This window comes from Acidiferrimicrobium sp. IK (genome assembly GCF_025499425.1).
Lineage (GTDB): Bacteria > Actinomycetota > Acidimicrobiia > Acidimicrobiales > Palsa-688 > Acidiferrimicrobium.
This window is the reverse complement of record NZ_JAIMCB010000004.1, coordinates 215,193-237,823: the sequence shown is the minus strand read 5'-3', so window position 1 is coordinate 237,823 and position 22,631 is coordinate 215,193. Positions and strand designations below refer to the sequence as shown.

The window sequence follows — 22,631 nt, the reverse complement described above, 5'->3', positions numbered from 1 at the left end:
GGCCTTCCACCTCGCCGGGCGGGACGCAGCCTGTGCCGCGACGTCCGTTTGATTCCGTTACCAGGAGTAGCACACAACCAGCGGTAGCGTGCACCCTCGTGGTCAGTGCTGGTGACGGCCGGCGGGCCCGGTGGGAAGAGCACAGGGCGGCCCGCCGCCAGGAGCTGATCGCGGCCGTTGTCGAGGTGGTGCGGGCCCACGGTCCGACGGTAGGTATGGACGAGATAGCCCGCCGCTCGGGGGTGGCCAAGCCCGTCTACTACCGCTATTTCGCCGACAAGGCCGACCTGCACCGAGCGGTGGGGCGGTCCATGGCGGACGCGGTGGTGCGCCACGTGACCGCCGCGGTCGATGCCGCCGGCACTCCGAGCGCCAAGCTGGCTGCAGGCATCGACGCCTACCTCCGGCAACTCGAGGCGGAGCCGGCGCTCTACGCCTTCGTGGTCCACGGCGCCCCCACCCCTCGTCGGGTCAGCGACGACCCAGTCGAGGACTACGCCACCGTCATCGGGCTCCACATAACTGCCGTCATCGGCGACCTGCTCCGCCAGGCCGGCGCCGACGCCGGCGCGGCCGAGCCGTGGGGGTTTGGACTGGTGGGCATGGTGCGCTCGGCGGCCGACCGCTGGCTGACCCACCCGACGATGAGCCGCGCGGCGCTGGTCGGCTACCTCACCGAGCTGGCCGCGGCGGGGCTTTCGGCGGCGATGCCGGCGGACCCGGGCGCGACCTCGTTGGAGGTGGTGCCGGGGCCGGGGATCTTCACTTCTCCGCCTGGGAGGTCCGGCGCTGGCCCCGGCTGATCCGCTCGCGCCTTACCGAGCCAAGCGAGACTTCTCGCGAACCTCGGAACCCTCCGGCGGAGCGCCCGGCGCCGGCTCTGTCGGCGCGTCCAGCGTCACTTCGGGCGGCGGGACGAGCGCCGGCTATGGCGCCGGGTCCGGCGCTGGGTCTGGCGGGAACCGGCTGTTCGTAGTGCAACGGCACCGGGCGCGGCGGTTGCACTACGACTTCCGCCTCGAGATAGACGGCGTGCTTGCCAGCTGGGCGGTGCCCAAGGGCCCGACGCTCGACCCCGGTGTGCGCCGCGCGGCGATCCACGTCGAGGACCATCCTCTCGAGTACTTCGACTTCGAGGGTGTCATCCCCGCCGGCGAGTACGGCGGTGGCGACGTGATCGTGTGGGATCTGGGGTCGTGGGAGCCCCACGGCACCGACGACCCAGGCGCCGCGGTGGCCGCCGGCGAGCTTCATGTCGATCTGCACGGCGAGAAGCTGCGCGGACGGTTCGTGCTGATCCGGACCGGTCGCGGCCGCAGCGCGGGCGGAGGCGGCGGCGGTGCCGGCGGAGATGGCGGCAAGGAGCAGTGGCTTCTTCTTCACAAACACGACGACGACGCGATCGAGGGCTGGGACCCCGAGGATCACCCTCGCAGCGTCCTGAGCGGGCGCACCAACGACGAGGTGCGCGCCGATCCTTACCGGCAGTGGCGCTCCGGTCTGCCGGCGGATCAGGCCTCCCAGCCCGTCCGTCGGAGCGCCGCAAGTCCCCAGGCGGCCGGTCCCGGCGCTGGCGATCCCGAGGCGGCCGGTCCTGGGGCCGCGGGTTCTGCTCGCCGGCACATCGACCCTGCCCGCGAGGCGGAGCTGCTGGCACTGGACACGCTTGGCAGCGGAGGCATGTGGGAGGTGTTCGGAAGGCAACTGCGGGTGACCAACCTCGACAAGGTGTTGTTCCCCCCGCTCCCAGGCGAGGAACCGGTGACCAAGCGGGACCTCCTCCGCTACAGCGCCACCGTCGCCCCACTGCTGGTGAGCTACCTGGCGGGCCGAGCGCTCAACATGCACCGGTTCCCCAACGGTGCGGGGTCACCAGGGTTCTGGCACAAGGAGCTGCCCTCGCACGCCCCCAAATGGCTACCTCGATGGGATAACCCCGAAGCCAAAGCAGGCGAGAGCCGAACCTACCTGGTGGTCGAAGAGCCAGCGGCACTGCTGTGGGCAGCCAATTTCGGTGCGATCGAGTGGCACGGGTGGACCTCGCGGGTCGACCGGCCCGACCTACCGGACTACGCGCTGATCGACCTGGACCCCGGTGAAGGCACCTCTTGGGAAGACCTCTTGATCCTGGCCCGGCTGCACCGCACCGCCCTCGACCACCTGGGCGTCCGGGCTCGGGCCAAGGTCACCGGGCGGCGGGGCATGCAGATCTGGATCCCGATCGAGCGGGGCCCGACCTTCGAGGCGACCCGCGGCTGGGTGGAGCAGCTGTCGCGCACCGTAGGCGCCGTCGTCCCGGAGCTGGTCAGCTGGAAGTGGAACGTCACCGAGCGAGGCGGCCGAGCACGCCTCGACTACACGCAGAACGTCCGCAACAAGACCCTGGTCGCCCCCTACAGCCCCCGACCCGCCCCCGGCGCGCCGGTATCGGCGCCCATCGACTGGGAGGAACTCGACGATCCGGACCTGCGCCCTGACGCCTTCACCATCCGGTCTGTGGGCTCCCGGATAGCGGAGAGGGGAGATCTCTTCGACCCCGTCCTCGACCACGATCAGCGCCTGCCGCCGCTGGCCTGAACCTTCGAGCGACGTGGCGGGCGGGGTGGCCCGACGGCCGGGTTCGCTAGGGGCGCCAGGTGGAAGTGGCGCCAGACCTCGGCCGGAAAGGCCGCGCAGGACCCGGGGTGCGCTGGCAGAGCCTGCGGTTCTCGCGCCACGCCCTTCTCCTCCGCCACAGGTCCGGCGCGGGAAGCACTTTCCCCTCCATCCTCCCGCATGAAGGGGCCCCGACGCAGGCCCCGCCGCCAACGCGAGCCGGGAGGTAGGGTACACCGACGCAGAACGACGTTCTGAGGCTGGCGCAAAAGGGGGATCATTGAAACCGAGAGCGTTCCAGTACCACGCTCCGGAGTCTGTCGGCGAGGCCGTCGGCCTACTCGAGGCGCACGGCGACGATGCCAAGGTCCTGGCCGGTGGTCAGAGCCTCGTCCCGATGCTCAACCTGCGCCTGACCAGCTTCGAGCACTTGGTGGACCTCAACCGGATCGCCGGCCTGGGCACCATCGAGCGCTCCAGTGGCACGGTGCGCGTCGGGGCGGTGGTACGCCAGGCTGCGGCCGAGCGGAGTCCCGACGTCGCTGTCGGAGCTCCCCTCCTGGCCAGGGCTCTCCCGCACATCGGCCACTTCCAGATCCGCAACCGAGGCACCGTTGGGGGGTCCATCGCGCACGCCGATCCCGCTAGCGAGCTGCCGGCCGTGGCGTTAGCTCTCGACGCGACGCTCGAGGTGAGCGGGCCGGCCGGCGTCCGCATCATCGCCGCCGACGAGTTCTTCCTCTCGACGTGGGAGACCGCGATAGGCGACGGGGAGATCCTCATCTCGGTCGACTTTCCCTCTTGGGGTGGCCGCTGCGGCTTCGCGGTCGAGGAGATCGCCCGCCGCCACGGCGATTTCGCCCTGGCCGGCGCCGCGGTCGGCGTCGGCCTCGACGAGGATCTGCGGGTCGTGCGCTGCGCCATCGGCCTCTTCGGGGTCGGCTCTACGCCGGTCCGAGCCCACGACGCCGAGGTCGCGCTCACCGGGGGCGCCTCCATCGGGGAGGCCGCCGCCCTGGCCGCGGCCGACATCGACCCGCCCGGCGACGTGCACGCCACCGCCATGTACCGCAAGGAGGTAGCCGCGGTCGTCGTAAGGCGAGCGCTCGCTGCCGCAATCGAAGAGGCCTGTTTATGACCCTCGTCCCGATCAACCTCACCGTCAACGGCGAACGGCACGCCGTCGCCGTCGAGGCCCGCAAGCTGCTCTCTGATGTCCTCCGGGAGGACCTGCACCTCACCGGCACACACGTCGGCTGTGAGCACGGGGCCTGCGGTGCGTGCACCGTGCTGCTCGACGGGCAGGCCGTTCGTTCGTGCCTTCTCTTCGCCATACAGCTGGATCGCTCGGAAATCACGACCGTCGAAGGGCTGGCGGGCGGCGACGGCACGCTCAACCGCTTCCAGGCCGCCATGCAGGAGTGCCACGGCTTGCAGTGCGGGTTCTGTACGCCCGGCGTCGTCGTGTCCATGACGGCGTACCTGGCCGACCACGACCAACCCGACGATGAGGATCTGCGGGTGGCGCTCTCGGGCAACCTATGCCGCTGTACCGGCTACCAGGGTATCGTCAACGCGGCCCGCCTCTCATCACGAGGCGCGGCTGTTGCGGGAGGGCGTCCCGGGTCAGGACCGACGGCATGAGCACAACCACCGGGACGAGTTCCCATTCGGCGGCCGGTCGCTACGTGGGACAGCGGGTCGCCCGCATCGAGGATCCTCGCCTCCTCACCGGGCACGGTCGCTATGTAGACGACATCCAGCTGCCGGGGATGCTGCACGCCGCGTTCGTCCGCTCGCCGGTCGCCCGTGGAAGGATCACCCGGATCGAGACCAAGGCCGCGGCAGCTCTCCCCGGCGTGCGGGCGGTGCTGACCGGCTCCGACATCAACCCCCGCGTCCACCAGTTCTGGCACAGCATGCTCGGGCCGCCTCCCGAGATGGGAGGCCAGACGCCCTATCCCCCTGTGCGACCGCTGGCCCACGGCGACGTGCGCTTCGTCGGCGACCCGATCGTGATCATCGTCGCCGAGAGCCGCTACGTGGCGGAGGACGCCGCAGAGCTGATCGAGGTCGACATCGATCCTGGGACGCCGGTACTCGGTTACGACGCCGGCACCAACCCGATCCTCGTCCATCCCGAGATGGCCTCCGGAACCAACGTCTCCGAGGCCGTGCCGATGCCCGATGTGCCCGAGGTGGAGGCGATGTTCGCCACCGCGCCACACGTCGTCACCCGTACGTTCCGCCAGGCCCGGGCCACCAATGTCCCGATGGAACCGCGCGGGATCGTGGTCCACTACAACCGCTTCGCCGGCGACATGCAGATCTGGGCGGCTACCCAAAGCGTAAGCGAGGTGAAGTCTTCGGCGGCCCGACTGACCGGACTGCCCGAGCCCCGCGTCAGGGCCATCGCCAACGACGTCGGCGGCGGGTTCGGCCAGAAGATGATGCTCTCTCGCGACGAGGCCGCGGTGATCCTCGCTGCCCACTTGATCGGGGATCGCCCGGTGAAGTGGGTTGAGGACCGCCAGGAAAACCTGACCGCCGCCAACCAGGCGCGCCAGGAAGCGGTCGAGGTCACGATGGCGGTTGACGCGGCGGGCACGATCCTCGGGGCGAAGGTGCACTTCTTCGAAGACGTCGGTGCGTTCCCCTCCGGGACCGGGTCCTCCGCCTCCATGGCGATGGGCGTCTTCCCGGGCCCGTACCGATTCCCGGTCGTGCTGCCCGCGTCGACGGCAGTGTTCACCAATACCGTCGGCAAGCAGGCGTACCGAGGCCCGTGGATGATGGAGACCGTGGCTCGGGAGCAGATGATGGACCACGTCGCGCGAGAGATCGGCATGGACCCCCTGGAGTTCCGCCGGCGCAACATCCTCAGCGCGGACGAGTTTCCCTACACCAACTGCATGACCCTGGTGTACGAGAACGTCACACCGAGTGAGACCATGCAACAGGCTCTCGAGATGCTCGATGTTGAGGCCTTCCGCGCCGAGCAGGCCGCCGCCCGCGCGGAGGGCCGGCTGCTCGGGATGGGCCTAGGCGTTTACCTCGAGCCCAGCGCCATCGCGTTCGGCATGCTGTCGTCGGACTTGGCTGTCCTCCAGATGGACCCCACAGGCCGGGTGATCATCTCCATGTCGACAGGCAACCATGGCCACAGCCTGGAGACCACCATCCCCCAGATCGTGGCCGACACACTCGGTTGCGACATCGCCGACGTGGTGCTGATCCAAGGAGACACGGCTACGAGCCCAACCGGTCCCGGCACCGGCGGGAGCCGCAGCGCAGTCATCGCCGGCGGCGCCGCCCAGACCGCTTCGATGCGCCTGCGGGAAAAGATCGTCCAGATTGCCGCCCACCTTCTCGAGGCGTCGCCCGAGGACATGGAGGTCAACGCGTCGGTCGTATCGGTAAGGGGAACCCCGAGCAAGGCGGTCCCCTTCGCACAGGTTGCGTCGGTGGCCCACATGGCGCCCGACTCGCTGCCGCCCGACATGGAGTGCGGCCTCGAGGTCACGGCCCGCTTCCGTCCCCCGGGGATGTTCACCTGGTCCAACGCCGCGCACGCCTGCACCGTCGAAGTCGACCGCGAGACGGGCATGGTGAAGATCCTGCGCTACATCGTGTCTGAGGACTGCGGAAAGATGATCAACCCGATGGTCGTGGAAGGCCAGATCGCCGGCGGGGTCGTTCAAGGGATCGGCGGGGTCCTCTACGAGCATTTCGCCTACGACGGGGAAGGCAACCCGCTCACGACCACCTTCCTCGACTACCTGGTGCCGTCGGCGGCGGAGATTCCCGACATCGAGATCGGGCACATCGAGACCATGTCGGCCTCCCTGGGGGGCTACAAAGGTATGGGCGAAGGAGGCGCGATCGTGTCTCCGCCAACGGTGGCCAACGCCATCCACGACGCCGTCGCTCACCTCGGCGTGCACCCGACAGACTTCCCTCTCGGGCCTTCGCAGATCAGAGACCTATTGCGAGCAGTTGCTACGTGAGACGCTGACACCTGCCCCCGACCACGGGCCCTGGCGCCGGGACCGGGGACGCCGAGACACTGCACGAGACGCGGTATGTCACGCCGGGCCCAATACGGGAGAGGAACATGACCACAAACATCGATGCCTGGGACAAGGCTGGCTTGCGCTACGAGGTGGCGGACGGCGTGGCTTGGTTGCGACTCAACCGCCCGGATCGTCGCAACGCCATGGACCACTATCCCGGCGGCCACGGCCCCGACGGGATGGGCTTACGGGACGCGCTGCTCGCCGCCATCCACGATGCATCCGAGGACAAGGGCGTCAAGGCAGCGGTGATCACAGGCGTCGGTACTACCTTCTGCGCCGGCGCCGATCTTCGCCAGCCAGGTGGGTTCTTCGAGATCCCGGCCGACCGGATCCGGACGGCCACCGCGGGGCGAGACGACGGGATCCTCTACGGCTGGTACCGGCTCTTCGAGGCTATCTGGCGCAGCGACACCCCGTTCATAGCAGCAGTGAACGGGCCTGCCGTCGGCGGCGGCTGCCAGTTAGCCCTGGCCTGCGACCTGATCTACGCCTCGGAGAACGCCACGTTCTGGGAGATCTTCGGGCGGATCGGGCTACCCCTCGAGGGTGGCGCCGCCTGGCTGCTGACCAGATCGTTGAGCTTGCCATTGGCGAAGGAGATGGCCTTGCTGGGCGAGCCCCTACCGGCTCGCCAGGCCGAAGCCTGGCGCCTGATCAACCGTTGCGTGCCGTCTGAGGAGCTGGAGGCCACCGTTGCTGAGGTCGCTTCGCGCCTGGCGACCCTCGGGCCGCCCGGGAGGGGGCCGGCCGCCGGCACCCCGGCACGGGATCTGAGCGGTCGGGTGGGCCACATCAAAGGCCAGCTGAACGCCGCGTGGGAGCAGACCATGTGGCAAACGTTTCGGGAGGAAGCCAGCCTGCTCAGCATGCCGGCCGGCGATCCCCCTCCGGGCTCCTGACCCAGCCGGCGCCCGCGCCTCTCCCCTCGGATCTGGCGGCCGCCTGTGGTCGGTCACGTCGCGTCTCCTCGTCACCGCCCCGACTTGACGCTTCCGTCAGCTAGAACGATAAGCTCCTGGCCATGCAGGGGGGCGGCTTGGATCCGAGATCGACAGCGGTGCTTTTCGTCGAGTGCCAAAACGGGCTTCTCGGCGCAGAGACGATCATGAAGACGATCGCGCAGGCGGCCCAACCCATCATCCCGGCTTTGGGGCGCCTCGCCGTAGGGGCCCGGGAGGCCGGGGCTCAGGTGGTCCACCTGACCTACGCACCTGTCGCCGGCAACCGATCCTCCAACCGTCGGCCGCCGCTGTTCGCCCGGCTGCTCGAGCGACAGGCGGCGTGGGGTCCCGGCCATCCGGCGACCCAGCCGATCCCGCAGATCGGTGTGGGGCCCGACGACCTGGTCTTGACCCGCCACACCGGCCTGTCCCCGACCTACGGGACCGAGACGTTCAAGCTGCTGCGCAACATCGGCATCCGCACCCTGGTGATGGCCGGTATCTCGGTCAACGTGGCGTTGCCCGTCGCCGCCACCGAGGCGGTCGACGAGGACTTCGATGTGATAATTCCGAGCGACGCCGTCGCCGGCTCGCCGCCCGAGCACGTCGTCTCGATGCTCCGCCACACTCTCCCGTTCATCGCCACCGTCGCGCCAGTCGACGACATCCTCGCCTGGTGGAAGGCCGGATCCGACGCCACTGCCAAGGCAGGGTCGTGAAGGTCGGTATCCTCGCCGCCAACACCGGGCGCTTCGCCGAGCCCGAGGCCGCGTCCGAGCTTGCCCAGGCGGCTGAGGTGGCCGGCATCGAGTCGCTCTGGACCGCGGAGCACGTCCTCTGGCCTACGGGCTACGCCTCGGCGTACCCCTACGCCGAGGGCGGCAAGATGCCCGGCGACGCCGACACGCGCTTACCGGACCCCTTCGTCTGGCTCACCTGGGTCGGCGCTCGGACCTCTACGATCCGGCTGGCTACCGGCATCACGATCGTGCCCCAGCGCCACCCTGGCGTCATGGCCAAGGAGGTCGCAACCCTTGACTTCCTCTCGGGCGGCCGAGTGCTGCTCGGGGTCGGCGTCGGCTGGCTCGAGGAGGAGTTCAAGGCGCTCGGGGTGCCGTTCGCTGACCGGGGCCGGCGGACCGACGACTACATCGCGGCCATGCGGGTCCTGTGGGCCGAGGACGACGCCTCCTACCACGGTCCCTTCGTCTCGTTCTCGGGGATGAGCTCCAACCCGAAGCCGCCGAGCCGGGCCGTCCCCATCATCGTCGGCGGGCACTCGCCCGCGTCTGCCAGGCGGGCGGGACGCATCGGTGACGGCTTCGTTCCTCTTGGCGGTGACATCCCGGAGCTGGTCAGGCTGATGCGCAAGACCGCTGCGGAGCATGGCCGCGACCCGATGACGCTCGAGGTCACCGCCAGCCACGAGGGGCTAAGACGGGGTGACCCTTCGGCCGCCATCGAGGATCTGGCCGCGTGGGGCGTGGACCGAATCTTGCTTCCGGCGCACCGGCTGGAGCGAGGCGACCTAGCTAAGCGCTGCGCGGAGTGGGTCGACCGCCTCGGCGATGTCCGGCCGGTGGGCGAGCGCGGATGACGACGGACCGGCCCGTCGCCTTGGTGACCGGCGCCGGCAGCGGCATCGGCCTGGCCACCGCCTTGGCTCTCAGCCGGCGCGGCTACCGGGTCGAAGCCACGGTCCGCAGTCTGGCCCGGGCCGACGATCTGCGGGCTGGGGCCCAGGCAGCCGGCGCAACCGATCTAGTCGTATCGGAGCTGGACATCACCAGTGACGAGTCGGTGGACCGCTGCGTCGGGCGGCTCGCTGCGGAGGGGATCGACCTGGTCGTCAACAGCGCCGGAGTGGGGTTCACAGGCTCGCTGGTCGAGTTGGAGCTCAGCCACCTCCAACGGTCCCTCGACGTCAACTTCATCGGCGTGGCCCGGCTCACCAAGGCAGTGCTCCCCGCCATGCGCGCCGCCGGGCACGGCCACATCATCGCTGTCTCCAGCATGGCCGGCGTGTTCGGACAGCCGTTCAACGATGCCTATTGCGCAGCGAAGTGCGCCCTGGAGGGGCTTTACGAGTCCCTGTGGCCCGTCGCTGCGACTTGGGGGGTCCGCCTCAGCCTCGTGGAGCCGGGGCCGGTCCAGGGCCGATTCGTCGAGAAGTCCGGAGGCCGTGCCGGGCGCGCCCCCGACGAGACGCTCCAACCACTCTGGGAGCAGTTCCAACGGGTCACCAGCGCCGGTTACTCGCGGGCGCAGAGCACCGAGGAGGTGGCGGACGTGATCGTCGATGTCGCCGCTCAGCCGTCACCGGTGCTGCGGTACCAGACCAGCAAAGCCTTGTCCCGCCTGATCGGCAAGAAGCTGTCCGACCTGACCGGCGAGACCATCACAGGAATGACCGCCGGCTGGCTGGCTCCGACCGCAGCCCCAGGGAGTGCGACATGAATCCCAACTCGCTCGAGGCGTCGGCGTTCGTGACCGCGGGGCTGCATCCTGTGCCCGTCGCCGTCACCACCATCGACGGGACCCGGACCAACGGGCTCATCACGCTTTCGGGCGGCCCGGCAAGCGTGGTGCCCGAGGCGCCCAGAGTCACAGTCAGCATCACCAAGTACAACTTCAGCCACGACATGGTGCTTCGCAGCGGCGTGTTCACCCTGCACGTGCTTGGTGGCGGCCCCGAACGGCTCGGGGCCTCCCTCGCCATCATCCGGGCCCTGGCGGGGCGCTCCGGGCGCGACGGTGACAAGTTGGGAGCACTGCGCACCCGGACGGGCGTTACCGGCGCGCCTGTCCTCCTCGATGCTTTGGGCTATGTCGAAGCACGCGTGACGGGGAGCCTCGACAACGACGAGAACACCATCTTCGTCGGTGACGTAGTCAGCGCCGAACGTCTCCACCGGGGCAGCAAGCTCCTAATAGGCGAGGCGTGGAGCGCGTTGGGCCGGAAGTGGACCGACGAGTACGAGGACAACCACGAGGCACAGATCAACCACTGCCGCGTCATGCGCGGCCTCGAAGCGACCGCGATCTCGACGGACTGAAGGGGGACACCGATGGGAAATGCTTCAAGAGACGAGATAGAGGGTGCGTTCCGGCACTACTTCATGACCGGACCTGTGTACGAAGACTGGATTGCGTGGTCGCAGCTGTTCACCGATGACGCGGTGTACTTCGATCACCACTACGGCCGGTTCCGCGGGCCGTCGGAGATCCAGATGTTCCTCGAGACCACCATGATGTACGGCCGCCACTGCTACACCGCCCTTGAGTGGTACAACATCGACGGCGACCGCATCGTCTGGAAGGGGATCAACCGAGCGGATCATCCCGACCCGGCCCAGCCTCCCTTCGAGTTCCCCTCACTGCAGATCATCCACTACGCCGGCGACGGGAAGTGGAGTTCGGAGGAAGACTGGTGGATCCTTGCGGAAATGACCCGCTACGCCAAGGGGTACTGGAAAGCGTGCCAGGCGATCGACCCTGACTTTCCTCAGCAGTTGTCCCGTCGACACTGGGGCGACGTCGAATGGGCCCGCCCGGAGGACGGCCACCAGGCTCGCCCTTCATGGTTCGGCCGAGAAGACGAGATACCGGTCATCCGCCGAATCGATGACATGACGTTCGGCGAGCGCGTCTGACCCTCCCTCTTAGCGGGGCGACGCTCAGAGTCGCTACCGCCGGGGGACGTCGACGCGCGAAACCTGGTGGCAGCTCCTCCGCCCTTGGATCCCTCCGGGAGGCTTGTAGCCGCGCCCGTCGAGCGCCCGGGCGATCAGCGTCATCGGGTGGACGGTGGGCACGCCGGCGCCGGCGAGGTGCATGGCGCAGCCCGGGTTGGCGCTGGCCACGACATCGGGCGTGGCCCGGGCGATGCTGGACACCTTGCGGTCCCTGATCCGCCCGGCGATGGCGGGCTGAAGCAGCGAGTAGGCGCCCCCTGCGCCGCAGCACAGCCCCTCGTCGTCCAGCTCGACCAGGTCGCGCACGTAAGGGGCGAGCACCGTACGGGTCGAGTGGTGGACCCGCTGCACGTGGCGCAGGTGGCACGGGTCTTGGACTGCGACGCGAAGCGCCAGCGGGTCGACGTCCGGCAGGCGGTCAAGGTGGCCGGCCAACCACTCGCCCACGTCGTGGACCCGAGCGGCGAAGCGGCGGGCCTCCTCGGTCCCGAGCAGGTTGCCGTAGTCCTTCATCGCCGCGCCGCACCCCGCGGAGTCGACCAGGATGGGAGCGTCGCCCGGAATGGCCGCGATCGCTTGGCTGGCCATGGCACGGGCCGGGTCTCCGAGGCCGGCGTGGACGTGCAGGGCGCCGCAGCACGGCACAGCGTCGCCGGTGGGGTGCACACCGAAGCCGGCCGCCTCGAGCACCTGCTGCGTGTCGCGGTGGACGTCTCGCTGCCACGCGTCCATCACGCAGCCGGTTACGAGATGGACGTCGTATCCCGACGTGCGCAGCGGTTGCGCTCGCAGCGGCAGGCGCGGCAGGCCGAGACGCGCCGGGACCAGTCCCACCCGCTGCGCCGCGGCCAACACCCGGCTGGCAGCCCGCAGCACCCGCGGTCGGCGCAGGACCGTGAACCCCGCCCGCTGCCACCGGGGGGTGACGATGCGGGCGTCGGCGAGCGACTCTCGGGTCAGCTCCATGAGAAGGCCGTAGTGGACCCCGCTCGGGCAGGCGGTCTCGCACCCGCGGCACTGCACGCACGACTCCCAGGCGGCGCGGACTTCGCCGGTCACCGGCGCGCCTCCGTCCTGCACGGCTCGCATGAGGGCGATCCGGCCGCGTGGGGACTGGCTCTCGTCGCCGCTCACCCGGAACGTCGGGCAGTGAGGCAGGCACAGCCCGCATTGGACACACCGGCTGAGCTCATCGGCGGGGATGTGCAGATCCATCAGATCCCGCCGCCGGGATGCCGTCCGGGGTTGAGTCGGCCGGTCGGGTCGAACTCGGCTTTCATGCGCTTCGCCAGCCGGCCAAGCCCGCCAGCCAGCGACCGGAGGGGTGGGGCCTCGGAGGCGAACACGGTGCCGACCCCGATCGACGCTACCCAGTCCCCGGCGATCCGGTCGGGCACGCCGCGCAGTTCACCGGGACGCAGCGACCAGCGGTGCGGGCCAACCTCGGGGGGTCCGCTGGCGGGCTCCCACGACCCGAGCGTCTCGAGGGCGCGGGCCTGCGCGCCGACGTCGTCGGCATGCCCTTCCAGCTGCACCCATGTCCGGACGCCGTCCCACAGGACGGCTCCTGGCTTGTGGAGCGACGCGGCCACGGCGAAGGGATCCGCGTCCGGCGACGACAGCCACTCGGACGCCGGCGGGATCGGGTTGGTGCGGAGGATGACCTCGCCGATCAGCCCCAGCGTGCCGAGGGAGCCGACGAAGAGTCGAGGCAGGTCGAAGCCGGAGACGTTCTTCACCGTCGGTCCGCCTCCGGTCACAACCCGCCCGTCCGCGGAGACGTAGCGGACCTGGAGCAGCGCGTCGCGCACCCGGCCCCGACCGAGGACCGACAGGTCGTCCTCGCCGACCGCCAGCGCCCCGCCGACGGTACCGCCCCGCTCTGGGAGGGCGCTGCGCTGCCCCTTCTCCGCGAGCGCCGAGTGCAGCTCTGCGACGGCTGTACCAGCGCGGACCCGTACGGTCATCTCCTCAGGACGGTGCTCGAGGACGCCCTCCGGGGCCCGCACGAGCCTCGCTCCGGGCTCGGGTGGACCGCCGGCGCTCCAACGGGTGCGGCACCCTTCGACCGCGACCGTCCCGACGGTGCCGACCTCGGCTGCGAAGTCGTCGAGCGCGGCCACTGCTCGGGCGGTCACCCCCACACCCCGGTGGGGACCGAACGAAGAGCTTGGATGTCCGCGCAGCTGTGCGAGCTTGGGATCACCTTGCCCGGGTTAGCGCGACACATCGGGTCGAACGCCCGGCGCAGCCGGTTCTGGTGATCCAGGTCGTCCGGCCCGAACATCAGGTGCATGTAGTCGCGCTTTTCGACGCCGATTCCGTGCTCGCCGGAGAGGACACCGCCGGCGTCGAGCGACGCCGCCACGATCTCGGCTCCCGCAGCGTGGACCCGCTCCAGCACGCCTGGCTCGAGCGGATCGAACAGGATCAGCGGGTGGAGGTTGCCGTCGCCGGCATGGAAGACGTTGACGATGGTCAGCTGGTGGGCTTCGCCGATCGCGTAGACCGACCGCAGCACCGAGGCCAGCGCAGAACGGGGAACGACGGTGTCGTGCAGGTAGTACGACGGGGCGATCTGGGCTACCGCGCCGAAAGCGGTCTTGCGTCCCTTCCAAAGCCGGGCCCGCTCCTCGTCGTCGGCCGCGACCCGCACACTGATAGCGCCGTTGGCCCGGCCGATCGCGGCGATCCGCTCGGCGTCGATGGCGGTACCGGCCTCCATGCCGTCGACCTCAGCCAGCAACACCGCGGCCGCGTCGGGATAGCCGGCGTGCACGAAGTTCTCCACGGCTCGGGTGATGAGCCGGTCCATCACCTCCATCGCGGCGGGCACGATCCCCGCCGCGATGACATCGCTGACCGTGGTGGCTGCTCCCTCGATCGAGTCGAACGCCAGGAGCAGGGTCCGCACCGCCGGCGGGTTGGGCGTGATGCGCACCGCGATCCTGGTGGCGATGCCTAGGGTCCCCTCGCCGCCGACGAACGCGCCGCGCAGGTCGTAGCCGCCGGGCTCGGGGTCGACGCCGCCGAGGGTCACCACGTCGCCGTCGGGTAGGACGACGTCGAGCGCGACGACGTGATGGCTGGTGACCCCGTAGGCCAGGCAGTGAGGTCCGCCGGAGTTGTTGGCCACGTTGCCCCCGATGGTGCACGCCTGCTGGCTGGAGGGGTCGGGTGCGAAGTGGAACCCGAGCGGCCGGAGGTGATTGGACAGGTCGAGGTTGACAACTCCGGGCTCCACCCACGCCACTCGGTCGTCGAGGTCGACCTCCAGGATCCGGTTCATCTTGGTGGTGGACACGACCACCGGCGCGCCGAGAGGGATGGCGCCGCCGGCCAGCCCGGTGCCGGCGCCGCGGGGTACGACGGCCCGGCCGTAAGCGAGGGAGATGCGCATGATCGCCTGCACTTCGGCGGTGGAGGTGGGAAAACAGATCGGTCCGGACAGGCCCCCTTTGAACACCGACGCGTCGCGGGCCAGCAACGACCGTTCGGCGCTGTCGTTGCGTACCCGGTCCGGGCTGAGCGCGCCGGCAAGCGCCGCGACCAGCGCGCCGTCGGGCCCGACCGGCGTACCCCCGGCGCGCCTCAATCGAAAGAGCGATCCCCGCCGGCCGACTGTCGCCATGATGAACGGACTCTACCTTTGAAGGGAGGCGGCAGATACGGCGCGTCGCCCCCCGTTCCTGACAAACTCACCCCGACCGCCCGCCTGGGGCGGGAGGAGCCCACCTATGACGACACCAGCTGATCCTGCCTGGATCCGTCCCCAACGCTCGTTGTCGGACGTTGCGCAGGAGCTGCCGGAGACCCTGGCCTACCGGCTGAAACGCCGGCTCCTCGGGGCTCCCCTCGTGAGCGACTCGCTGGGCGAGCAGCGCCTCGGCAAACCGACGGCGCTCGCAGTCCTCTCCTCCGACGTCATGTCGTCGGCCGCGTACGCCACCGAGTCCATCCTGCTCATCTTGATCCCGGCGGCCGGGTTGGGGGCCTTCGCTCTGGTCACGCCGGTCACCGCCGCGCTGCTGGTCGTGCTCGGCGTCGTGTGCCTCTGCTACCGACAAGTGGTGAGCGCCTATCCGGTGTCGGGCGGGTCCTACGTCGTCAGCCGCGAGAACTTCGGCAACCGCACTGCGCAGATCCCCGGCGCGGCGCTGCTTTGCAGCTACGTCCTCACCGTCGCTGTCTCCATCGCCGCCGGCGTGGCCGCGGTCAGCTCCGCGATCCCGGCCCTTCGCCCCTATCCAGTCGAGCTTTCGGTCCTGTTCGTGCTGCTCCTCGCGTACGGCAACCTCAGAGGGCTGAAGGAGGCCGGGCGGGTCTTTGCGGTGCCGACCTACTGGTTCCTCGCGAGCATGGCTGCTCTGGCTGTCACCGGCGTGGCGCGCGTCGCGGCGCACGGCGGGCTCCCGCACCAGCCGCCTGCCGCCGGGACGCTCCCCCTGCATCCGGGCGGCCCCGGCTTGCTGCTCGGTGCGGGGGCGTTCGTGTTCCTCAAGGGTTTCGCCAACGGCGGCTCGGCCATGACCGGCATGGAGGCCATCTCCAACGCGGTCCCGGTATTCCGCGACCCGCAGGTCAAAAACGCCCGGACCACTTTGGTGCTCATGGCCACCGTGCTCGGGTCGCTGTTCCTGACCGTGTCGATCTTCGCTGCGCTGTCGCATACCGTGCCGTTCCGCTCTGGGACGCCGACGGTCCTTTCCGAGTTGGGCCGCTCGGTGTTCGGGTCCGGCGCCTCCGGGTCGATCGGCTACTACTCGCTGCAGTTCTCGACCGCCCTGATCCTCATCCTCGGCGCCAACACCAGCTTCAACGGCTTCCCTCTGCTCGTCAGCTTCATCGCCGAGGACGCGTACCTGCCGCGGCCGCTGACCAAGCGAGGGCACCGCCTGGCGTACTCCAACGGCATCGGCGTGCTGACCCTGGTCTCGCTGCTGCTGCTCGTGGTCACTCGGGCCAGGGTCGCGAGCCTGATCCCGCTGTACGGGTGCACGGTGTTCGTGGGCTTCACCATGGCCGGCGCCGGGATGACCCGCTACCACATGACCCGCCCAGGCCCGCATCAAAAGCGCAACCTGGCGCTGAACGGGTTGGCGTTCGTGGCCAGCGCGGTGGTCACCGGGATCTTCGTCGTGACCGAGTTCAGCGCCGGCGCGTGGCTGGTCGTCGTGGTCATCCCGCTGCTCGTCCTCACCCTCTCCCGCACCCACCGCCGGTACCAGGGTGAGAAGGAAGTGCTGGCCAGTGGGGCCGCCGCCCGGGTGCAAGAACCGCGGCTGCGCAACCAGGCGGTGGTGGTCCTCGTGGACGGCTTGGACCTGGCCACGACCCGGGCGCTGCGCCTCGCTCGTTCGATCGGGCTCGACAGTGAAGTCCGCGTCGTGCATTTCATGGTCGATCAGGTACGCGCCGACGCGCTGCGGGAGGCGTGGGTGGCGTTCGGGGTGGAGAAGTTCCCGCTGCAGGTCATCGAGTGCCCCGACCGGCGCATCGCCCGCGCGGCCGGCGAGCTGGCGCGGGACCTGGCAGCGGACGGTGAGACGCAGGTGGTCTTCGTGTTGCCGCGGCGGGTCGACCACGGACTGGTCAACCGGGTGCTCCACGACCGCACCGCGGAGCGAATCGTCGACGCCTTGTCGCGCATCCACAACGTGAGCGCCACCGTCGTTCCTTTGGACGTTCAGGCCAGCCTCCGACGTCGGGCCTCGCAGCGCCCCGGGCGTCCGCCTCTGGCCGCTACGGGCGCGGCGGAGCCATCCGCGTCACCCCAGCCGACCGCTGCGCAGCCGGTGGCGCCTGGGCGCAGCGTCGCGGTCCGGCTCCCGGGTACCGTCCCCCTCGGCGAGGTCCGCCATCGGCAGCGGGTCTCGGTCGGGGGCAAAGTGCGCACCGTGCAGGTCCAGCCGTGGGCGGGGGTACCGACCTTCGAGTGCACCATCGTCGACGCCACCGGTGCGTTGACCATCGTCTTCCTAGGGCGGCGTTCGGTGGCGGGCATAAAGCCGGGCATGTACCTGCGGGCCGAGGGCACCGTCGGAGTGCACCGGGACCGCCTGGCGATGCTCAACCCGGTCTACGAGCTGGTCGGCGCCGAGGTGGCGCGCCGCTCGAGCGCGGGCTGAGCGGCTATTCGATGACCCGGAGCACCGGGCGGGCCTGCTCTTCGGGTGCCTCTGGCAGCACGGCGCTCTCCGGTGCCTGAGCGATGAGAGCGGCACCGATCTGATCGGTGAGGGTGAGCGCCACCATGAGAGGGCCCGGGCCGGCCCGCCGGACGTCGACGCCTTGGATCCCGAACCTCCCGATCACCGCGCCCATACCGCGCACCGGGAGGTTGAGATCGATGCGGCCGGAAGCGGGCGCCGCCCCGGCGCGCGGCCGGCCGGATCCGTCCACCGCGGCGAGGACCGCCTCGGGCGTGACCATCCAGGCGCCGGGCAACGGCGGGCCGGCCTGGTACTCGGCGCTGGCCGCGCCGAGCAGCGCGGCCAGTCCGGCGGCTGCAGCCCCGATCACCTCCACTAGCTCCGCGCCGGACGCGACCAGAGCCGCCAGGTCGCGGATGCGGGTCATGTCCTCTCTGCCGGCACCGGGTCTGTGCCGTTGCCGGGCGAGGCGCACCGCCAGGTCGCCGAGGGCCAGGCTGACGGCGACCAGCACCGCCAGGGTGATCACGTCCGGTTCCTTGGAGATCGCCAGGCGGTCGTAGGGGGAGGTGTCGAAGTAAGTGAAGCCGCCGCCGGCGCCGACGGCGGCGGCCGCCACGAGGAGTCGGCTGCCCCGGAGACCGCACAGCGCGGCGCAGAACACCAACAAGAGGGCAACGTCGACGTTGGGGAGGTGGCCGCGCAACGGGGTCCAGGCTGCGGCGACGGCGACAGGGCCGGCGAGGGCAGCCACGAACAACCATCTGCCGTGTCCGAGGACAGCTGACCGGAAGCGGCGCAGGGCCACGAGCCGAGTGTACTGGGCCGTTCCGGCGCCCGGGGCCGGGGTCCGCCCGCACGTCTCGCCTGGGGGCACACGGTACGGTGTGGGCCCTCCCCTCGAGAAGGACGCAGTCGTAGTGAGCCAGGCCACGAGCACGGAGTTGGCGTCGGCGTTGCAGCAGGCGGGCGTGGCGGAAGCCGACGCCAGCCTCCGGCGGCGGGTGGAGTACTCCTCGGACGCGTCCAACTATCGGGTAGTTCCGTCGGTGGTCGCGCTCCCCCGCCACACCGACGACGTCCTGGCCATCTTGGCCGTCGCCCGGGAGCACGAGGCACCGGTCACGGCCCGGGGGGGCGGAACGTCGATCGCCGGCAACGCGGTCGGGCCGGGGGTGGTCATCGACTTCTCCCGCCACCTCAACCGGGTGCGGTCAGTGGACCCGGACCGGCGCGAGGCGGTGGTCGAACCGGGGGCGATCCTCGACTCCATCAGCGCCGCGGCCGCCCCCTACGGCCTGCGCTTCGGGCCTGACCCTTCGACCCACGCTCGGGCGACGATCGGCGGGTCGCTCGGCAACAACGCCTGCGGTTCGCGGGCCCTGCGTTACGGCCGCTGCAGCGACAACGTGGTCGACCTCGACGTGGTGACCGGTACCGGCGAGCGTTTCGTGGCGTCGAGCCTCGCCGCGGCGCCGGCGCAGCTGCGGGCGGCTCTGGCGTCCTACGTCGAAGCCCACCGCGGCGTGATCGGCGAGGAGTTCGGGCGGTTCAGCCGCCAGGGGTCGGGTTACGGTCTCGAGCACCTCCTCGCCGACGATCCTTCGCACCTGGCCCGGTTCTTGGTCGGCACCGAAGGGACGTTGGCGACGACCCTCGGCGCCACCGTCCGCCTGACCCGCCAACCTGCGGTCGAGGCGTTGGTGGTGGTGGGCTACCCCGACCTCCCGTCCGCGGCCGAGGCGGTACCCGGGATCCTCCCCCATCGGCCGGTCGCCCTCGAGGCCGTCGACGCCAGCCTGGTCGAGGTCGTACGCCGGCGCGGTTCGGCCGGGTTGCCGGCGCTGCCGGCCGGCGGGTGCTGGCTGTTCGCGGCGGTCGGCGGCGACGACGAGGCCGCGGCGCGCGCCGCCGGCGCGGAGCTGGCCGCCGCTGCCGGCGGGATCGACACCACGATCGTCACCGGCGCGCTGGCCGCCGCCTTGTGGCGGGTCCGGGAGGACGGCGCCGGTCTGGCTGGGCGGACCTTGGACAACCGCCCGGCGTGGCCGGGCTGGGAGGACGCCGCCGTGCCCCCGGAACGGCTCCCGGGTTACCTGCGGGACTTCCGCCGGCTGATGGACGAGTACCGCCTGGACGGCCTGGTCTACGGGCACTTCGGTGACGGCTGCGTGCACATCAGGATCGATTTCCCCTTCACCCGCACGACGTCGGTGTACACCGATTTCGCCACCGACGCGGCCCGCTTGGTGGCCTCCTACGGGGGCTCCTTGTCGGGGGAGCACGGCGACGGCCGGACCCGCGGCGCTCTCCTCCCGCTGATGTACTCCCCCGCGGCGATCGAGGCGATGGCCGCGCTGAAGGCGGTCTTCGATCCCCGCCGGGCCCTCAACCCGGGGGTGCTGGTCGACCCGGCCCCCATCGACGCGGACCTGCGAGTGCCGTCGGCTCGGCCGCTGCGAGCCGGGCTCGGGTTCGCCTACCCCGACGACGACGGCGACTTGTCGACCGCGGTCCACCGTTGCGTCGGGGTCGGCAAGTGCCGCTCCGACCTGACCGGCGCTGGCGGCGTCATGTGCCCGTCCTACCTGGCCACCCGCGACGAGAAGGACTCGACCCGAGCCCGGGCCCGGGTCCTCCAGGAGCTGGCCAACGGGTCGCTGATCGACGGGTTCCGATCCGATGCCGTCGCCGAGTCTTTGGATCTGTGCCTGGCCTGCAAGGGGTGCTCCACGGACTGCCCCGCGGGGGTGGACATGGCGACCTACAAGGCCGAGGCCCTCTACCAGCGCTACAAGGGGAGGCCCCGGCCGCCCGCCCACTACACCCTCGGGTGGTTGCCGCAGTGGCTGCGGCTCGCGGCGAGGGCCCCCAAGGTGTGGAACGCGCTGACCGGCTCGCCCGCCCTGGCCCGGCTGGGCGCCCGCCTGGGCGGCATCGATCCCCGCCGGCCGCTGCCCCCCGTGGCCGCGGCCACGTTCCGTGACTGGTTCGCGAAGCACCCGGGCCGCCCGGGGGGAACGCCGATCGTGCTGTGGATCGACACGTTCACCGACCATTTCACGCCCCACACCGGGCAGGCCGCCGTGGCGGTCCTGGAGGACGCCGGGTACTCGGTGTCGGTCCCCGACGGGCGGCCCTGCTGCGGCCTCACGTGGGTGTCGACCGGGCAGCTGGACCGGGCCAGGAGGGAGCTGCGCTCCAGCCTGGACTCCCTGGAGGCGCCGTTGGCCGCCGGCACGCCGATCGTCGGCCTCGAGCCGTCCTGCACCGCCCTGCTCCGCCACGACGCCGCCCGGCTCCTGCCCGGTGACGCCCGCGCCGGGCAGGCCCGCACTGGGGTGCGCACCCTCGCCGAGCAGCTGGCTGCCACCGCAGGCTGGGTCCCTCCCCGCCTCGACGACGTGCACGGCGTGGCCCAGCCGCACTGCCATCAGCACGCGGTGATGGGCTGGAACGCCGACGCCGAGCTGCTCGCCGGCGCCGGCGCGTCGGTCACTGCGGTCGGCGGCTGCTGCGGTCTGGCCGGCAACTTCGGCGTGGAGCAGGGCCACTACGACGTTTCGGTGGCGGTGGCCGAGACGGCGCTGTTGCCCGCGGTCGACAAGGCCGGCCCGGACAGCGTGATCCTCGCCGACGGGTTCTCGTGCCGGACCCAGCTCGAGCACCTGGCCGACCGCCACGCCAAGCACCTAGCCGAGGTGCTCGCCGAGCACCTGCCCGCTTACCGCCCGTCGACTTGAACCTAGCCACACCTCCGACTTCACCCGACCTCCGAACTTCACCCGATCGCCGGGTGCACCCGCCAGGCGCCGGGCGGGACCGCTTTTCAGAAGCTGAACGCTCCCTCGTTGCCGCTGCGCCACTCGAGGAGCAGCATCGTGGCGTCGTCGTCGAGCTGACCTTGCTGGTGGTCGAGGAGGGCCCGGGTGACCCGGCGCATGGTCTCGGGGGCGGCCAGGCCGCTGGCCAGGTGGCGGAGGATCAGCTCGGTGAGCCGCTCGACGCCGAAGAACTCGCCGTCGGGTGAGCGGGCCTCGATGGCCCCGTCGGTGTAGAACACCACCCGGTCCCCCGGCTGCAAGTGCTCGGTGCCGATCCTCACGCCGACCTTCGGCGCCACCGTGCTAAGCCCGAACGGCAGCGTCGGGGCCACCACGAGCGGCTTCACGAAGCGCCCTTCCCTGAGCAGCAGCGGCTGGGGGTGACCGGCGCTCAGCCACTGCAGCTCACCGGTGGCCGTGTCGAGCTCAGCGAGGATGCCGGTCGCGAACCCGTCGATGCCGAACACGTCGTTGAGAGCGCCGTCGATGGCGATCGCGGTCTCACCCAACCGGCGGCCACCTCGCCGAGCGTTGCGGTAGGCGGTGACGGCCAGGACAGCCAGCTGCGCGGCCTGCATCCCGTGCCCCATGCCGTCGAAGACCGCGGCGTGCACCAGCCCGCGGTTGATCGCGTAGTCCACGGTGTCACCGGCCACCTCATAGGCCGGCTCGAGGCTGGCGGCGATGGTCACCTCGCGGCTGGCGAAGGTCAGCGGCGGCAGCAGCGACCATTGGATCTCCGCGGCCAAGCCCATCTCCGCGCTGCGCCGCAAAGTGACGGTGGTGTCGCTGTAGAGCGTCTTGGTCACCAGCAGCTCGGCGAAGAGGGAGGCGAGGCGGCGGAGCCGGACCATCAGCGCACCGTCACCGGCGCCCAGAGCGCCACGGTCATGGACCGTGGCAGCCATCACCCCGAGACGGTCGGTGCCGTCGAGAAGCGGGATCCAGACCCGGACCCCTTCTCCGGGGAGGTCCTGCAGGCGTACCTCGAGGCGCTGGAACACCCACCCGGCGAGGGTCGAGTCGACCGACAGGGGTGTGGCCTGCCCGTTGACGTCGCCGTCCACGAACGGCATGAGGGCGTTTTGCTGGAGGTCGGCCAGGAACGCCCGGCCGTCGGAGCAGCCCAGCGCGTCGACGTGACGCTCGAGCAGTCGGGGCAGCTCGTGGGCCGAGGCCAGGTGAGCGTCGTCGATCAGCCGGTCCACCAGAGCCTCCTCGAAGGGCAGCGCGGCCTCGCTCCGCCGGTGCTCGTGGTCAGGACTGGTCTCCACCGCTCTCCCGCTGCCGAACCCGACTCGTCACCGGGGCCCGTAGCCTACTGCAGGCTCCGACTTGCTAGGTTCCC

General features: G+C 70.7%; 18 protein-coding genes. 13 read left to right on the top strand and 5 right to left on the bottom strand.

Annotated elements, in window-relative coordinates:
* Window positions 1-98: 98 nt before the first annotated feature.
* The 11 genes from K6U06_RS08710 to K6U06_RS08660 all read left to right on the top strand — a co-directional run bounded on the left by K6U06_RS08710 (window position 99) and on the right by K6U06_RS08660 (window position 11,265).
* Window positions 99-803 (top strand): TetR/AcrR family transcriptional regulator, encoded by a 705-nt coding sequence (locus K6U06_RS08710; RefSeq protein WP_262321531.1) that lies wholly within the window; start codon window positions 99-101, stop codon window positions 801-803.
* Complete coding sequence (locus K6U06_RS08705; protein ID WP_316044704.1) at window positions 775-2,577, top strand: DNA polymerase ligase N-terminal domain-containing protein; 1,803 nt, start codon at window positions 775-777, stop codon at window positions 2,575-2,577. The genes K6U06_RS08710 and K6U06_RS08705 overlap by 29 nt, the downstream gene beginning before the upstream one ends.
* 298 nt (window positions 2,578-2,875) lie before the next feature.
* Complete coding sequence (locus K6U06_RS08700; RefSeq protein ID WP_262321530.1) at window positions 2,876-3,733, top strand: FAD binding domain-containing protein; 858 nt, start codon at window positions 2,876-2,878, stop codon at window positions 3,731-3,733.
* Complete coding sequence (locus K6U06_RS08695) at window positions 3,730-4,239, top strand: (2Fe-2S)-binding protein (protein ID WP_262321529.1); 510 nt, start codon at window positions 3,730-3,732, stop codon at window positions 4,237-4,239. Before K6U06_RS08700 ends, K6U06_RS08695 begins: the two co-directional genes overlap by 4 nt.
* The gene (locus K6U06_RS08690) at window positions 4,236-6,602 is read left to right on the top strand and encodes a xanthine dehydrogenase family protein molybdopterin-binding subunit (protein WP_262321528.1); all 2,367 of its coding nucleotides are present in this window, start codon (window positions 4,236-4,238) and stop codon (window positions 6,600-6,602) included. Before K6U06_RS08695 ends, K6U06_RS08690 begins: the two co-directional genes overlap by 4 nt.
* Window positions 6,603-6,709: 107 nt before the next feature.
* Entirely contained in the window at window positions 6,710-7,570 is an 861-nt protein-coding gene (locus tag K6U06_RS08685) for an enoyl-CoA hydratase/isomerase family protein (RefSeq protein WP_262321527.1), read from the top strand.
* 122 nt (window positions 7,571-7,692) lie between these two features.
* Window positions 7,693-8,331: a cysteine hydrolase gene (locus K6U06_RS08680; RefSeq protein ID WP_262321526.1), complete on the top strand. Its 639-nt coding sequence runs from the start codon at window positions 7,693-7,695 to the stop codon at window positions 8,329-8,331.
* Window positions 8,328-9,209, top strand: coding sequence for an LLM class F420-dependent oxidoreductase (locus K6U06_RS08675; protein ID WP_262321525.1), 882 nt, complete (start codon window positions 8,328-8,330; stop codon window positions 9,207-9,209). Before K6U06_RS08680 ends, K6U06_RS08675 begins: the two co-directional genes overlap by 4 nt.
* Window positions 9,206-10,069 carry an SDR family NAD(P)-dependent oxidoreductase gene (locus K6U06_RS08670; RefSeq protein ID WP_262321524.1) on the top strand — a complete coding sequence of 288 codons (864 nt, stop codon included), beginning with the start codon at window positions 9,206-9,208 and terminating at the stop codon, window positions 10,067-10,069. Before K6U06_RS08675 ends, K6U06_RS08670 begins: the two co-directional genes overlap by 4 nt.
* Window positions 10,066-10,668 carry a flavin reductase family protein gene (locus K6U06_RS08665; protein ID WP_262321523.1) on the top strand — a complete coding sequence of 201 codons (603 nt, stop codon included), beginning with the start codon at window positions 10,066-10,068 and terminating at the stop codon, window positions 10,666-10,668. Before K6U06_RS08670 ends, K6U06_RS08665 begins: the two co-directional genes overlap by 4 nt.
* A 63-nt stretch (window positions 10,669-10,731) precedes the next feature.
* Window positions 10,732-11,265 (top strand): hypothetical protein, encoded by a 534-nt coding sequence (locus K6U06_RS08660; RefSeq protein WP_262321522.1) that lies wholly within the window; start codon window positions 10,732-10,734, stop codon window positions 11,263-11,265.
* Window positions 11,266-11,298: 33 nt separating this feature from the next.
* Here the strand turns inward: K6U06_RS08660 and K6U06_RS08655 are convergent, their stop codons facing one another.
* The 3 genes from K6U06_RS08655 to K6U06_RS08645 are packed head-to-tail and all read right to left on the bottom strand — an operon-like array spanning window position 11,299 to window position 14,938.
* The gene (locus K6U06_RS08655; protein ID WP_262321521.1) at window positions 11,299-12,522 is read right to left on the bottom strand and encodes a (Fe-S)-binding protein; all 1,224 of its coding nucleotides are present in this window, start codon (window positions 12,520-12,522) and stop codon (window positions 11,299-11,301) included.
* Entirely contained in the window at window positions 12,522-13,445 is a 924-nt protein-coding gene (locus K6U06_RS08650) for an FAD-binding protein (protein ID WP_262321520.1), read from the bottom strand. The genes K6U06_RS08655 and K6U06_RS08650 overlap by 1 nt, the downstream gene beginning before the upstream one ends.
* Window positions 13,442-14,938, bottom strand: a complete 1,497-nt coding sequence (locus tag K6U06_RS08645) for an FAD-binding oxidoreductase (RefSeq protein ID WP_262321519.1) — start codon at window positions 14,936-14,938, stop codon at window positions 13,442-13,444. The genes K6U06_RS08650 and K6U06_RS08645 overlap by 4 nt, the downstream gene beginning before the upstream one ends.
* A 106-nt stretch (window positions 14,939-15,044) precedes the next feature.
* Between K6U06_RS08645 and K6U06_RS08640 the strand changes: the two genes are divergently transcribed.
* Window positions 15,045-17,435 carry an APC family permease gene (locus K6U06_RS08640; protein ID WP_262321518.1) on the top strand — a complete coding sequence of 797 codons (2,391 nt, stop codon included), beginning with the start codon at window positions 15,045-15,047 and terminating at the stop codon, window positions 17,433-17,435.
* Window positions 17,436-17,439: 4 nt separating this feature from the next.
* Here K6U06_RS08640 and K6U06_RS08635 read toward each other — a convergent pair whose 3' ends face one another.
* Window positions 17,440-18,267, bottom strand: coding sequence for a DUF4118 domain-containing protein (locus K6U06_RS08635; protein WP_262321517.1), 828 nt, complete (start codon window positions 18,265-18,267; stop codon window positions 17,440-17,442).
* 112 nt (window positions 18,268-18,379) lie between these two features.
* Here K6U06_RS08635 and K6U06_RS08630 point away from each other — a divergent pair, with 112 nt between their 5' ends.
* Window positions 18,380-21,202: an FAD-binding and (Fe-S)-binding domain-containing protein gene (locus K6U06_RS08630; protein WP_262321516.1), complete on the top strand. Its 2,823-nt coding sequence runs from the start codon at window positions 18,380-18,382 to the stop codon at window positions 21,200-21,202.
* 86 nt (window positions 21,203-21,288) lie between these two features.
* On the opposite strand, the gene K6U06_RS08625 is transcribed toward K6U06_RS08630, so the two are convergent.
* Window positions 21,289-22,557 carry a PP2C family protein-serine/threonine phosphatase gene (locus tag K6U06_RS08625; protein WP_262321515.1) on the bottom strand — a complete coding sequence of 423 codons (1,269 nt, stop codon included), beginning with the start codon at window positions 22,555-22,557 and terminating at the stop codon, window positions 21,289-21,291.
* Between the last annotated feature and the right edge of the window lie 74 nt (window positions 22,558-22,631).